At 73.2% G+C, this 13,161-nt stretch carries 12 protein-coding genes; 9 read left to right on the forward strand and 3 right to left on the reverse strand.

Translation table 11 applies throughout. The features are described from left to right. The 3 genes from ABD285_RS07695 to ABD285_RS07705 form a co-directional block, all read left to right on the forward strand. Positions 1-860, forward strand: an 860-nt coding sequence (locus ABD285_RS07695) for a 3-isopropylmalate dehydrogenase (RefSeq protein ID WP_344201681.1), incomplete at its 5' end; no start/stop codon positions are given. Between the two features lie 41 nt (positions 861-901). Beyond that, entirely contained in the window at positions 902-1,996 is a 1,095-nt protein-coding gene (locus ABD285_RS07700; RefSeq protein ID WP_425565011.1) for a branched-chain amino acid aminotransferase, read from the forward strand. Positions 1,997-2,296: 300 nt separating this feature from the next. Continuing rightward, complete coding sequence (locus ABD285_RS07705) at positions 2,297-3,055, forward strand: endonuclease domain-containing protein (RefSeq protein ID WP_344201687.1); 759 nt, start codon at positions 2,297-2,299, stop codon at positions 3,053-3,055. Between the two features lie 15 nt (positions 3,056-3,070). Here ABD285_RS07705 and ABD285_RS07710 read toward each other — a convergent pair whose 3' ends face one another. Next, positions 3,071-3,727 (reverse strand): alpha/beta family hydrolase, encoded by a 657-nt coding sequence (locus tag ABD285_RS07710; RefSeq protein ID WP_344201690.1) that lies wholly within the window; start codon positions 3,725-3,727, stop codon positions 3,071-3,073. A 23-nt stretch (positions 3,728-3,750) separates the two neighbouring features. Between ABD285_RS07710 and ABD285_RS07715 the strand changes: the two genes are divergently transcribed. From ABD285_RS07715 to gltX, 5 genes are read left to right on the forward strand one after another with little or no spacing between them, the layout of a single operon-like run. Then, the gene (locus tag ABD285_RS07715; protein ID WP_284253139.1) at positions 3,751-4,527 is read left to right on the forward strand and encodes a fumarylacetoacetate hydrolase family protein; all 777 of its coding nucleotides are present in this window, start codon (positions 3,751-3,753) and stop codon (positions 4,525-4,527) included. Between the two features lie 13 nt (positions 4,528-4,540). Then, positions 4,541-5,830 (forward strand): MFS transporter, encoded by a 1,290-nt coding sequence (locus ABD285_RS07720; RefSeq protein WP_284253138.1) that lies wholly within the window; start codon positions 4,541-4,543, stop codon positions 5,828-5,830. A gap of 59 nt (positions 5,831-5,889) precedes the next feature. After that, complete coding sequence (locus tag ABD285_RS07725) at positions 5,890-6,927, forward strand: YeiH family protein (RefSeq protein ID WP_284253137.1); 1,038 nt, start codon at positions 5,890-5,892, stop codon at positions 6,925-6,927. Between the two features lie 10 nt (positions 6,928-6,937). Next, entirely contained in the window at positions 6,938-7,792 is an 855-nt protein-coding gene (locus tag ABD285_RS07730; RefSeq protein WP_284253136.1) for an EamA family transporter, read from the forward strand. A 31-nt stretch (positions 7,793-7,823) separates the two neighbouring features. Beyond that, a complete protein-coding gene (gene gltX / locus ABD285_RS07735) occupies positions 7,824-9,341 on the forward strand; it encodes a glutamate--tRNA ligase (protein ID WP_344201697.1) in 1,518 nt (505 codons plus the stop codon). Positions 9,342-9,362: 21 nt separating this feature from the next. Here gltX and ABD285_RS07740 read toward each other — a convergent pair whose 3' ends face one another. Both ABD285_RS07740 and ABD285_RS07745 read right to left on the reverse strand, forming a co-directional pair. After that, on the reverse strand, positions 9,363-10,724 hold the full coding sequence (locus tag ABD285_RS07740) for a sensor histidine kinase (protein ID WP_344201700.1): 1,362 nt from the start codon (positions 10,722-10,724) through the stop codon (positions 9,363-9,365). After that, positions 10,721-11,476 carry a response regulator transcription factor gene (locus tag ABD285_RS07745; protein WP_344201702.1) on the reverse strand — a complete coding sequence of 252 codons (756 nt, stop codon included), beginning with the start codon at positions 11,474-11,476 and terminating at the stop codon, positions 10,721-10,723. Before ABD285_RS07745 ends, ABD285_RS07740 begins: the two co-directional genes overlap by 4 nt. Positions 11,477-11,612: 136 nt before the next feature. Between ABD285_RS07745 and ABD285_RS07750 the strand changes: the two genes are divergently transcribed. Further along, on the forward strand, positions 11,613-13,142 hold the full coding sequence (locus tag ABD285_RS07750) for a glycosyltransferase family 39 protein (RefSeq protein ID WP_284253133.1): 1,530 nt from the start codon (positions 11,613-11,615) through the stop codon (positions 13,140-13,142). The last annotated feature ends 19 nt before the right edge of the window (positions 13,143-13,161 follow it).

Raw genomic sequence — 13,161 nt, forward strand, 5'->3', positions numbered from 1 at the left:
CCGCCCTCGCGGCGCACGACGCGATCCTGCTCGGCGCGGTCGGCGGCGATCCGCGCGACCCGCGGCTCGCGGGCGGGATCATCGAGCGCGGCCTGCTGCTGAGGCTGCGGTTCGCCTTCGATCACTACGTCAACCTCCGGCCGACCCGCGTCTTCCCGGGTGTCGTGAGCCCGCTGGTCCGGCCGGGCGACGTGGACTTCGTGGTGGTGCGGGAGGGCACCGAGGGGCCGTACGTCGGCAACGGCGGCGCCATCCGGATCGGCACGCCCGCTGAGATCGCGACCGAGGTGAGCCTCAACACCGCCTACGGCGTGGAGCGCCTCGTGCGTTACGCGTTCGAGGTCGCCGAGAGGCGCCGCAAGCGGCTCACGCTCGTGCACAAGACGAACGTGCTCACCAACGCCGGGGCCCTCTGGACGCGGCTCGTGCGCGCCGAGGCCGAGCGGCATCCGGATGTCGAATGGGACTACCTGCACGTCGACGCGGCCACGATCTTCCTCGTCACCGACCCTGCTAGGTTCGACGTGATCGTCACGGACAATCTCTTCGGCGACATCCTCACCGACCTGGCGGGCGCTATCAGCGGCGGCATCGGACTGGCGGCCTCGGGCAACATCAACCCCGACGGCGCGTTCCCCTCGATGTTCGAGCCCGTGCACGGATCGGCTCCCGACATCGCGGGGCAGCAGAAGGCCGACCCCACGGCCGCGATCCTGTCGACCGTCCTGCTCCTGGATCATCTCGGGATGCCGGAGCCGGCCCGCCGGATCGAGGCCGCGGTCGCGACCGACCTCGCGGATCGCGCCGGCGCCCCGCGCTCGACGGGCGACGTCGGCGACGCGATCCGCTCCAGACTGTAGATAGGACGAAAGGCGCACCCATGGCGATCAACCTGCTCCCGATGGCGAACCAGGACCTGCTCTGGCAGGTCACCCGCAACGACGGGGCGAAGTCGGCCGAGGAGCGCGCCGAGATCCTGAAGGCCCCCGGGTTCGGCAATTACTTCACCGACCACATGGTCGACGTGTGCTGGTCGGAGCAGGGCGGGTGGCACCGGCCCCGCGTCATGCCGTACGGCCCCATCTCGATCCAGCCGGCGGCCGCGGTGCTGCACTACGCCCAGGAGATCTTCGAGGGGCTCAAGGCGTACCGGCACGCCGACGGGTCGATCTGGAGCTTCCGCCCGGAGCAGAACGCGGCGCGGATGCAGCGCTCGGCCCGGCGCCTCGCGCTGCCGGAGCTGCCGACCGAGTACTTCATCGACGCCCTCAAGCAGCTCATCGCCGTCGACGGCGACTGGGTGCCGGCCGAGCCGGAGACCTCGCTGTACCTGCGACCGTTCATGTGGGCCAAGGAGGCGTTCCTCGGCGTGCGCGCCGCCAAGAAGGTCAACTTCAACCTCATCGCCTCGCCCGCCGGCGCGTACTTCACGTCGGGGCCGGAGCCGCTCTCGATCTGGCTCTCGACCACGTTCACGCGCGCGGGGCACGGCGGGCTCGGCGCGGCCAAGACCGGCGGCAACTACGCCGCGTCGCTCCTGCCGCAGCAGGAGGCGTACGAGAACGGCTGCCAGCAGGTGCTCTTCCTCGACGCCCAGGAGGGGAAGTACCTCGAGGAGCTCGGCGGCATGAACATCGTGCTCGTCACGCGCGACCAGAAGCTCATCACGCCCGACTCCGACTCGATCCTCGAGGGCATCACGCTCGACTCGGTGCTGCAGCTCGCGGTGGACCGCGGCTACGCCGTCGAGCAGCGCCGGGTGTCGATCGACGAGTGGCGCGACGGCGCGGCGTCGGGCGAGATCGTCGAGGCGTTCGCGTGCGGCACGGCCGCCGTGATCACCCCCATCGGCGAGATCAAGAGCCCCGACTTCGGCATCTGGATGACGGAGCCGGCCGGGGAGCGCGTGTCGATGCAGCTGCGCGCGGAGCTCCTCGACATCCAATACGGCCGCGCCGCGGACCGGCACGGGTGGCTGACCCGCCTCGACGCGTAGCGCGGTCCATCCATCTGACGCGAATGCCCAGTCCTCCCCAGGGGACCCGGGCATTCGCGTCAGACAGCCGACGTGAGGCGGCCCCGGGCGCTCCGCGAGGGAGCCCAGGATGCCGGCATGACACGTCGGCGCGATCTGCCCGGCCCCTTCGACGGCTCCGCATTCCGCGTGGGGCGGGCGCGATCCGCGGGGATCTCGCGTCATCGCGTCGACGCGCGGGACCTCGTCCGTCCGCATCACGGCGGCAGAGCCCACCGCTTGGAGACCCTCGAAGATCGATGCCGAGCCCTGATGCCGCTCATGTCGTCCACGCAGGCGTTCACCGGGCCGACTGCGGCACTGCTCATGGGTGCGCCTCTGCCCCTGCGGCTCGAGCGGGACCCGCGTCTGCACGTCTCCTCGCTGCGGCCGCAACGCGCCATGCGGCGCCCCGGCGTGGTCGGCGTGGAACGAGGCGACGGTGCGGTCGGTCGGATCCGTGGCATCCCGGCGCTCCACGCCGCACTGGTCTGGGTCGACCTGGGTCGCCGGCTCTCCATCGTCGATCTCGTCGCCGTCGGCGATCGTCTGGTCTCCGGCACCCTCCGTCGACCGCCGCTGTGCGGGGTCGAGGACCTGGCGGCGGCGGTTGCGCAGCGGACCGGATCGCCGGGGGTCCGGGCGGCGCGGTCGGCCCTGCCGTCCATCCGGATCGGCAGCTGGTCGCGGCCGGAGACCTTCCTGCGGCTGCTCATCGTCGCGGCGGGACTGCCCGAGCCCGAGCTCAACCGGCCGATCGTCCTCTCGATCGGCCGGTTGGTGGTGCCCGATCTGTGCTGGCCGCTGTATCGCATCGTCATCGAATACGACGGCCAATGGCATGACGACGTGTGGGATTCGGACGCCGACCGTCACGAGGCCCTCGTCGACGACGGCTGGATGGTGGTGCGTGTCCGTCGTCACGAGCTCTTCCACGCGCCGGGGGTCCTCGTCGCGCGCCTCGTGCGTCGTCTGAACCAGTGCGGCTACCGGCATCCCGCGTCGATCGACCTGACGCGAATGCCCCGCTTCACCGCTTAGGACTGGTCAGTTGCGTCAGATGGACGGGGGGGAGGGAGGAGGGGGGAACGGACCTGACGGGTGGCGGCGGGCGAAGGCGGCGACCGCGGCGGCGGCGGCGTCGAGGTTCTCGGCCGGGGTATGGCCCGACGCCTTGCGCGGGCGGAGGTCGTGGTCGCCGTCGGGCGCCCACGAGATCGTGATCGTCGGCGCGAGCGCGTAGCCCGCGACGTCGGCGGTGGTGCCCATCGGGTCGCGCTCGCCCTGGCAGATGAGGGCGGGGGTCGCGAGGTGCTCGAGGTGCGCCGTGCGCAGCTGCTCGGGCCGGCCCGGCGGGTGGAACGGGTAGCCGAGGCACACCAGCCCGCGGAGGCCGTCGGGTCGGAGCGAGTCCGCCACCATCGAGGCCACGCGCCCGCCGTAGGACTTGCCGCCGATGAGCGCGGGACGCCCGGCCTGCTCCCACGCGACGCGGTACTCGCCGAGCACGCGGTCCGCGCGGGGGACGGGGGGACGCGAGCCGGAGCGGCGGGCGGCCATGTAGGCGAACTCGAAGCGCACGACCCGGATGCCGCGGGCCGAGAGGCGGGCGGCCATGTCATCCATCCATCGCGAGTCCATCGCCGCCCCCGCCCCATGGGCCAGCATCAGCGTCGGCCCGTCGTCGGGCCCGGTGATCAGCAGATCGGGCACGGAGGCAAGGCTAGGCTCGGAGCGTGAAGGTCGCCCGATTCGCCACGGAGGGCGAGGACCCCCGGTACGGCATCGTCGACGGCGAGGAGGTCGTCGTGCTGCGCAGCGACCCCATCTTCGCCGGGTTCGACACGACGGGAGAGCGGGTCGCGCTCGCCGACGTCCGGCTGCTGGCCCCGGTGATCCCGCGCTCGAAGGTCGTGTGCGTCGGCCTCAACTACGCCGAGCACCGCAACGACATGGCCAACGTGGACGCGCCCGACACGCCCCTGATCTTCCTCAAGCCGAACACCGCCGTGGTCGGTCCGGGCGACCCCATCCAGATCCCGCCGGTCGAGGGCCGCATCACCCACGAGGGCGAGCTGGTCATGGTCGTCGGCCGGATCGCGAAGCAGGTCAAGGCCGAGAACTGGGCCGACTACGTGTTCGGCTACACGATCGGCAACGACGTCTCGGCGCGTGACCAGATGTTCGCCGACGGGCAGTGGGCCCGCGCCAAGGGCTACGACACGTTCGCGCCGATCGGGCCCTGGATCGAGACGGAGCTCGACCCGACGAATCTGGAGATCCAGACCTACGTCGACGGGGAGCCCCGCCGGCACGGCAACACGAAGGACCTGCTGCACAAGCTGCCGGAGCTCATCGAGTACATCTCCGACGTCTGGACGCTGTTGCCCGGCGACATCATCATGACCGGCACACCGTCGGGGCTCGGCGGCTTCGTCGACGGCCAGGTGGTCGACATCGACATCGAGGGCATCGGGCGCCTGAGCAACCCGGCGCGGAACCGCGACGGCTGAGCATGGCCGGCGCATGAGCGAGCGCGTCGACCGCGCGCGGCTGCATCGGCGGGTGCGCGTCTCGCTGATCATCGGCCAGGCGATGGCCGGCGTCGGCATGGGCGGCACGCTCTCCGCCGGATCGTTGCTCATCGCGCACGTCACCGGTTCCGACGCCTGGGCCGGGATGGCCGCCACGTTGACGACCCTGGGTGCCGCCGCGGCCGCCCTGCCGCTGGCCGCACTCGCGCGCCGCCACGGTCGAGCGCCGGCCCTCACGACGGGCGGCGTCGTCGCCGCCGCAGGGGCCGCGCTCGGCGTGCTGGCGGCGGTGCTCGGCTCGGTCGCGCCCCTGTTCATCGCCATGGTGCTCATCGGCGTCGGCACGGCCGTCAACCTGCAGTCGCGATTCGCGGCCACCGACCTCTCCGACCCGCGCAGCCGTGCCCGCGATCTCGCGATCGTCGTGTGGGCCACGACCGTCGGGGCCGTGCTCGGGCCGAACCTCATCGACCCGGCCGACCGGTTCGGCCAGGGGATCGGGCTGCCACCGCTCGCGGGGCCGTTCCTCGTGACGCTGCTCGCCCAGCTGCTCGCCGCCGTCGTGTACGTCATCGGCATCCGGCCCGATCCGCTGCGGTTCGCGGCGCGGGCCGCGGCGGCCGCCGGCCCTGCCGCCGCCGGCTCGCCGCCGGATCGCAACGGTGTCACGACGGGCATCGTGGCGCTGGCCGCGAGCCACGCGACGATGGTGTCGGTCATGTCGATGACGCCCGTGCACATCCAGGAGCTCGGGGGCGGGCTCGTCGTCATCGGATTCACCATCAGCCTGCACGTCGCCGGGATGTACGGACTGTCACCCGTGTTCGGCATCCTCGCCGACCGGGTCGGCCGCGAACGGGCGATCCTGGTCGGGCAGGGGCTGCTGCTGCTGAGCCTCGTCTGCGTCGGGGCGGGCGCCCGGAGCGAGGCGCTCGTCATGCTCGGGCTCGTGCTGCTCGGACTCGGCTGGAGCGCCTCGACCGTCGCGGCCGCCGCCCTCGTGTCGGAGTCGGCGGCGCCGGAACGCCGCACGAGCGTGCAGGGTCGCTCCGACCTCATCATGAGCGCGTCCGGAGCCGTCGGCGGAGCCCTCGCCGGGGTCGCGGTCGCCACGCTCGGCTATGCCGCGCTCGCCTTCATCGCACTCGCCCTCGTCTTCGCCGTGCTCGCCACGGTGGGCTTCCGCGCCGGACGCGGGCGGCGTGAGCAGCCTCTCGCCGGGGCGGCCGCGGCCGAGCTGATCCCGCTGGATCCGGACGTCATCCGCGAGGAGCTGCCGTGAGCTGGCCGGCCGACCGCACGGTGCTCGGCCCGAACGGCGAGCACTAGGCTCGGATCGCGATGAGTGCCGAGGAAGCGGGGGCGCCGGCCCCGAGCCGCATCGCCTGGGTCCCGGGACTCCTGCTCGCCGGGGTCGCCGCCGCGATCGGCTGGCTCGTGCACGACCTGCTGCCGTGGGCGCCGTGGTTGACGGTGTCGCTCGTGCTGGGCGTGATCGTCGGATGCATCCCGCCCGCCCGGCGCGCACTCGACGGGGCGCTGAAGGCCGGCCTGGCCCTGGCGGCGCGACGCGTGCTGCGCATCGGGATCGTCGTGCTCGGGCTGCAGCTGAGCCTCGTCGACATCGGGCGGCTCGGCTGGGCCGCGATCCTGCTGATCATCGCGCTCGTGGCCGTCGGCTTCGTCGTGATGTACCTGCTCGGCCGCGCGTTCCGGCTGCCCGGCGACGAGCCCGTGCTGCTCGCCGCGGGCTTCTCGATCTGCGGCGTCTCCGCCGTGGGGGCGATGAGCGCGGCACGGCGCTCCGACCCGGCCGACGGCGGCGCTCCCGTCGCGATGGTCACGCTGTTCGGGACGGCCGCGATCGCCGTGCTGCCCGCGCTCGCTCTGCCCTTCGGGCTCGGCCACGGCCGCATCTACGGCGACTGGGTCGGCGCGAGCGTGCACGACGTGGGCCAGGTGGTCGCCACGGCGGGCGCCGCGGGAACGTACGCCCTGGCGGCCGCGATCGTCGTCAAGCTCACCCGCGTGCTCATGCTCGCGCCGATGGTCGCCATCGCGTCCGTCGCGACCCGCCGCCGGATGCGCGCCGCGGGCGACGACGTGCGCGGGCCGCTGCCGCCGATCGTCCCGCTGTTCATCGTCGGGTTCCTGGCCCTGGTGCTGATCCGCACCTTCGCGCCGGTGCCGCCGGTCGTGCTCGATGTCGCCTCCACCGTGCAATCGGCTCTGCTCGCGACCGCCCTGTTCGGCATCGGCGCGTCGCTGCGGCTCGAGCGGCTCGTGCGGACCGGGCCGCGGGCGCTCGCCGCGGGCGCGATCGGCTGGGTCGTCATCCTGCTCCTGGCGCTGCTCGTGCCGTTCGTCGCCGCGCACTGACGTCGCCGCCGTGGTCGCCATCCTGGGCCTCGTGAGCGCGGTCGTCTACGGCGCCTCCGACTTCTTCGGCGGTCTCGCCGCCCGCCGGATGCCGGCGCTTCTGGCGAGCACGCTCGGCTCCGCGGTCGCCGTGGTGGGGGCCGCGATCGCGGTGCTCGTCGACCGGCCGGTCTGGACCCTCGAGGACGCCGCCCTGGCCGCCGTCGCCGGGGTGCTCGGCGCGATCGGCACCTGGTCGTTCTACGCGGGCCTCGCCATCGGCCCGATGAGCGTCGTCTCGCCGGGGGTCGCGATGATCTACGCGGTGGTGCCCGCGGTCGTCGGCATCGCGCTCGGCGAGCGGTTCCGTCCCGTCGGCTACGTCGCCCTCGTCGCGGTCGTCGGCGCCGCCCTGCTGCTCGCGGTGCCCCGGCAGCGCGACGGCGCCCGGCTCACCCGGCGTGCGATCGTGCTCGGGACGATCGCCGGGCTCGCGTACGCCGGGTACATCATCGCGATGGACCGCACGAGCGCGGCGTCGGGACTCGAGCCGCTGCTCGTCGAGCTCGCGGCGGCGTTCGTCGTGTTCACGATCGTGCTCGCGTTCCGGCGCGCACGCCGCGGCCCCTCCGAGCTGGCCGGCCTGCGCGACGCCCGGTCGGTTCTGCACGCCCTGCTCGCGGGGCTGCTCCTCGTGGTCGCGACCATCCTGCTCGTCATCGGTCTGCACCTCGGGGAGCTCGCCGTCATGGGCGTGCTCAACTCGCTCTATCCGCTCGGCACGGTGCTGCTGGCCCTCGTGGTGCTGCGCGAGCGGCTCAGCCGGCTGCAGCTCGCCGGCATCCTGCTCGCCATCGCCGCCTCAGCGGCGCTCGCGCTCGGCTGACGGACCGGCTGCGTCGGTAGGCTCGGAGGCGATGGCCGACCTCCCCTTCACCACCGCGACCGGATCCGACATCCGGGTGCGCTTCTGCCCCTCGCCGACGGGCACGCCGCACGTCGGCATGGTGCGCACGGCCCTGTTCAACTGGGCGTACGCCCGGCACACGGGCGGCACGTTCGTCTTCCGGATCGAGGACACGGATGCCGAGCGCGACAGCGAGGAGAGCTATCTGCAGCTGCTCGACGCGCTGCGCTGGCTCGGCCTGGACTGGGACGAGGGCCCCGAGGTCGGCGGCCCGCACGAGCCCTACCGCCAGTCGCAGCGCGGGCGGGTCTATCAGGACGTCATCCGGGCGCTGCGGGATGCCGGCCACCTCTACGAGAGCTTCGTCACCCCGGAGGAGATGGAGGCCCGCAATCGCGCCGCCGGCCGCGACCCCCGGCAGGGCTACGACAATCACGAGCGCGATCTGACCGACGAGCAGCGCGCCGCCTTCCGCGCCGAGGGTCGCGAGCCCTCGCTGCGGCTGCGGGTGCCCGACGTCGACCTGAGCTTCGACGACCTCATCCGCGGGCCGGTGACGTTCCGGGCGGGCAGCTTCCCCGACTTCGTGCTGGTGCGGCCGAACGGCGCGCCGCTGTACACGCTCACGAACCCGGTCGACGACGCTCTCATGGGGGTGACCGACGTCATCCGCGGCGAGGACATCCTGTCGTCGACCCCGCGTCAGATCGCGCTCTATCTCGCCCTCATCGACATCGGCATCACGACGTTCGTGCCGCGCTTCGGGCACATGCCGCTCGTGCTGGGCGAGGGGTCGAAGAAGCTGTCGAAGCGCGATCCGGAGTCCAACCTGTTCCACCACCGCGATCGCGGCTTCATCCCCGAGGGGCTGCTGAACTACCTCGCGCTGCTCGGCTGGTCGATCGCCGCGGACCGCGACGTGTTCTCGCGCGAGGAGCTGGTCGCCGCGTTCGACATCCGCGACGTGAACGCCAACCCGGCGCGGTTCGACCAGAAGAAGGCCGACGCGATCGACGGCGACCACATCCGGATGCTCGAGCCGGCCGACTTCGCCGGACGCATCGTGCCCTACCTCGAGGGGCTCGTCGCCGACCCGCCGACGCCGCAGCAGGCAGCGATCCTGCGCGAGGCGGCGCCGCTCGTCCAGGAGCGCGTCAACGTGCTCGGCGAGGCGCGCGGGATGCTCGGCTTCCTGTTCACGCCCGACGACGAGATCCACTACGACGACGACGCGCTCCCGAAGGACGCCGACCAGGCGCGCCTCGTACTGGATGCCGCCGTCGCCGCCCTGGAGCCCCTCGACGACTTCTCGGCGGCCGCGATCGAGGCGGCGCTGCGGGCGGCGCTCACTGTGCCGGTCGAGGAGGGCGGCGCGGGGTTGAACCCGCGCACCGCCTTCGGCCCGCTGCGCACCGCGATCTCGGGACGCCGGGTCAGCCCGCCGCTGTTCGAGTCGATGGAGATCCTCGACAAGGCCTCCACGCTCGCGCGCCTCGACCGCTTCCAGCGCCACCTGCGGACGGCGTAGTGCCGTAGCGGCACTCGCGAGTCACTCGAACCGCTGCGTGGCCCAGGGGAACCGCACCTCGACCTCGAGCCCGCGGCCCGGGTCGTTGTGGAGCGCGACGTCGCCCCCGCTCAGCCGGGCGATCCCGGCCACGATCGTGAGACCGAGCCCTGCCCCGTCGCGGCGCGGCGCCGCCCGGGCGAAGCGCACGAGTGCGCGGTCGGCGAAGTCCGGGTCCATGCCGCCGGCGTCGTCCCGCACCGACAGCACGGCGCCCGAGGCGCGGCGACGCAGGGCGAGCTCGATGCGCGCGGGCCGATCGCCGGCCGCCGCGATCGCATTGCCCGTGAGGTTGTCCACGGCTCGCCCGAAGTCCTCGATCGGCACGGCGACGGCCGTCTCGTCGGCGCCCGGATCCGCGTGCGCGACAACCTCGATCGCGCGGTCGCCGATGCGCAGGCGCGCCCGGTCGGCGGCGTCGGCGAGCTCGAGAGCGAGATCGGCGTAGTCCGCGCGGCCCGGCGTGGACTGCGCCTCGATCCGCGACAGCTCGAGCAGCGAGGTCGCGAGCGTGCTCAGCCGGCCGAGTGTCGCCTGGGCCGACGCGAGGTCGCGCCGCAGCTCCCGCTCGTCGTCGCCCGCCTGGGCGAGCTCGAGCTGGGTCTGCAGGATCGCGAGGGGCGTGCGCAGCTCGTGGCTGGCATCCGAGACCAGTTGTCGTTCGCGCTCCGCCGACGCCCGCAGCTGCTCGATCAGCTCGTTGAGCGACCGCGCCAGCCCGGTGATCTCGTCGTCGGCCGCACCGACCGGCAGCAGCTCGTCGCCCGGCTGCGCCGCCAGCCGCACCGCGCTGCGCCGCAGCCGGGTGACGGGCCGCAGGGCGAGCGTGCCGATGAGCCAGGATGCCGCCCCGAACCCGACGTTGATGATCGCGATCGCGATGATGAGCAGCCAGGAGACCTGGGTGAGCACGGTCGTCTGCTCCTGGGCATTGCGGGCGGCCACCAGGTGCCAGGTGCCGGTGGAGTTGGTGACGGAGGCGACGCGCACGAGGTAGCGGACGCCGCCGACGGCCACCATGTGGTACCCGTCGGGCAGCGCCACCAGGGAGCCCATTCTGTCCCGCAGCGCATGGGGGAGGCTGTCGACCTTGCGCGCACCGGTCGGGTCGACGACGGCGATGTGCTCGCCGCGGCCCGGCCCGTCCAGGCCCTCCGTGGGCTCCGTGAGCAGGGCGGTGCGGTACGGCGCCTCGATGCTCGCGAGCAGGTCGTGCTCGCCCTCGTCGACGATCGAGCGCACCCGATCGAAGATCACGACCCCCGCGACGACCGAGATCGCGAGGGCGATGACGACGCTGCCGCCCGTGATCCGGGTGCGGATGCTGAGGCGGGAGAGCCTCATGCCGAGGGGGTCGCGGCGGCGTCCTCGGCGGGCGCGCGCGCCGCGGGACGCCCGGCCGCCGGCGGCTCGGCTGCGGCCGGGTCGACCGCCTCGAGCCGGAATCCGACGCCGCGCACGGTGACGATCTTCAGCGCCGATCCGCCGGCATCGAGCTTGCGGCGCACATAGCTCACGTACTGGTCGACGATGTTCGGGTCGTATCGCGCCGACCCCCAGATCTCGCCGAGGATGGCCCCGCGCTCGAACACCTCGCCGGGGCGCTCGGCGAGCATCCGCAGCAGATCGAACTCGGTCCGGCTGAGCCGGAGTTTGCGCTCGCCGACCCAGACCAGCTGCCGCGCGAGGTCGAGCACGGTGTCGCCCACCTCGACGCGGGCCGCGCCGAGCCGGCCGCGCCGCCGGAGGGCGCGCAGGCGCGCCGCGAGTTCGGCGAGATGGAACGGCTTCGTGAGGTAGTCGTCGGCCCCCGCGTCGAGCCCGCGCACCCGGTCGTCGACCGCGTCGCGCGCCGTCAGCAGCAGGATGCCGATCCCCGGCACCGCCTCCTTGAGCCGGCGGCACAGCTCGAACCCCGACATCCCGGGCAGCATGACATCGAGCACGGCGACGTCGTACCCGTCGGTATCGCGCGCCAGCGAGAGGGCGTCGATGCCGTTGTCGGCGATGTCGACCTGGTACTCCTCGCCGCGGAGTCCGCGCGCGATGAGCGCCGCCATCTCCGGTTCGTCATCCACGACCAGTGCACGCACCACGACGCACCTCCTGAGGTCGGATCCGAGCCTACGGGGAGGAGACTTGGCGCCGGATCGATGCGACCTGAAAGTCCTCTCACCCCGCGCGGCCGCGATCCGGGCCGGTTCCCCATGCGTGCCGGGGAGCATGGGCGACATGACGACCCTCGGCACGCAGACCGTCCGGCCGCCCGCGGCGCGGCCGGCGCGTTCGCGATGGGCCGCGGCGCGTGCCGTCCTGCGGAGGTCGACCGCGGCGCGCGCGGCGTCTCTCGGTCTCGTGGGCGGGCTGATCGGCTGGGCCGGATCGGGGGTGCCGTCGTACTGGGGCGACGAGGCGGCGAGCATCATGTCGGCCGAGCGCTCCCTGCCCGGCCTGTTCGCGATGGCGGCCCACGTCGACGCGGTGCACACCACCTACTACGCACTCCTGCACGTCTGGATCCGCCTGGTCGGCACCTCGGAGCTCGCCACGCGCACGCCGAGCGCGGTCGCGGTCGCATTCCTCGTCGCCGGGGTCGTGGTCCTCGGCGAGCGGCTCGGCGGCATCCGGCTCGGGGTCGCCGCGGGCATCGCCGCCGTCGCCCTGCCACGGATCACCTACCTGGCCACCGATGCCCGCTCCTACGCGTTCGCGGCGGCGGCGGCGGTGTGGATCGCGGTGCTCGTCGTCCGGCTGCTGCGCGGCCGGCACCGCCGTCGCGCCTGGGTCCTGCTCGGCGTCGCGATCGGAGCCACCGCCTGGATGTTCCTCTACGCCGTGCTGCTCGTGCTCGTCGTCGGGGTCATGGTGCTGGTGCTGCGACGTGACCTCATCCGCTCATGGCTCTGGGCCGGCGCCGCGGCCGTCGTCGTCGCGTCGCCCATCGCCCTGCTCGCCATGTCCGAGCGGCACCAGATCGCCTTCCTCGCCCACCGCAGCGTCGTGAGCGTCGGCGGCGTGCTCGTGACCCAGTGGTTCCTCAAACCCTGGCCTGCCGTCGTCGGCTGGGCGATCATCCTCGCCGGCGTCGTGCTGTCGCTGCGCCGGCGGCGCGGACGGCGGGCCGTGCTGCTCGGGCTGACCTGGATGGCGCTGCCCACCGCGATCCTGCTGCTGGCCGACCCCGTCGTGCCGGTCTACACGACACGCTATCTCTCCTTCGCCGCCCCTGCCGTCGCGCTGCTGATCGGGCTCGGCGCCGTGCGCATCGCGGAGTCGGTGCGCGGACGGGAGCTGCGTCTCGCCGCCGGTGCCGCGGTGCTGGGCATCGCGGCCGGCGTCTCCGCCCCGGTCTACCTCGCGCAACGCGGGCCGTACGGGCAGTCCGAGGGAGCCGACTTCGAGCAGGCCGCGGAGGCGGCCGGCGACCTCGGCCACCGGGGCGACGCCGTCATCTTCGACGAGGGCACGAAACCGTCGATCGACCCGCGACTCGCCTACCGCCTGTTCCCGCAGCGCTTCACCGGGCTGCGCGACGTCGAGCTGGTCACACCGTTCGACCGGCGGACCCAGCTGTGGGACGTCGTGCGCCCGCTCGACCAGGCGCTGCCGGATCTGGGTCGCGAGGTGATCGCGATCGAGAACACAGCGGGTCACGGCCTCCCGCCCGACATCGAGCGCCTCGTCGGGGCCGGGTACCGCGTCGACGCGGTGCAGCGGCTGCACATCGACAGCGTCTACCGCCTGACCCGGCCGGGCGCCTGACGGGCCTCGTCCGTACGGT

Source organism: Pseudolysinimonas kribbensis (assembly GCF_039531715.1).
GTDB classification, from domain to species: domain Bacteria; phylum Actinomycetota; class Actinomycetes; order Actinomycetales; family Microbacteriaceae; genus Pseudolysinimonas; species Pseudolysinimonas kribbensis.

Excerpts from the sequence above, each read along its gene's own strand:
- ABD285_RS07720 (WP_284253138.1), top strand. The coding sequence starts at position 4,541 with ATGAGCGAGCGCGTCGACCGCGCGCGGCTGCATCGGCGGGTGCGCGTC.
- ABD285_RS07705 (WP_344201687.1), top strand. The coding sequence starts at position 2,297 with ATGTCGTCCACGCAGGCGTTCACCGGGCCGACTGCGGCACTGCTCATG.
- ABD285_RS07700 (WP_425565011.1), top strand. The coding sequence starts at position 902 with ATGGCGAACCAGGACCTGCTCTGGCAGGTCACCCGCAACGACGGGGCG.
- ABD285_RS07740 (WP_344201700.1), bottom strand. The coding sequence starts at position 10,724 with ATGAGGCTCTCCCGCCTCAGCATCCGCACCCGGATCACGGGCGGCAGC.
- gltX (WP_344201697.1), top strand. The coding sequence starts at position 7,824 with ATGGCCGACCTCCCCTTCACCACCGCGACCGGATCCGACATCCGGGTG.
- ABD285_RS07725 (WP_284253137.1), top strand. The coding sequence starts at position 5,890 with ATGAGTGCCGAGGAAGCGGGGGCGCCGGCCCCGAGCCGCATCGCCTGG.
- ABD285_RS07750 (WP_284253133.1), top strand. The coding sequence starts at position 11,613 with ATGACGACCCTCGGCACGCAGACCGTCCGGCCGCCCGCGGCGCGGCCG.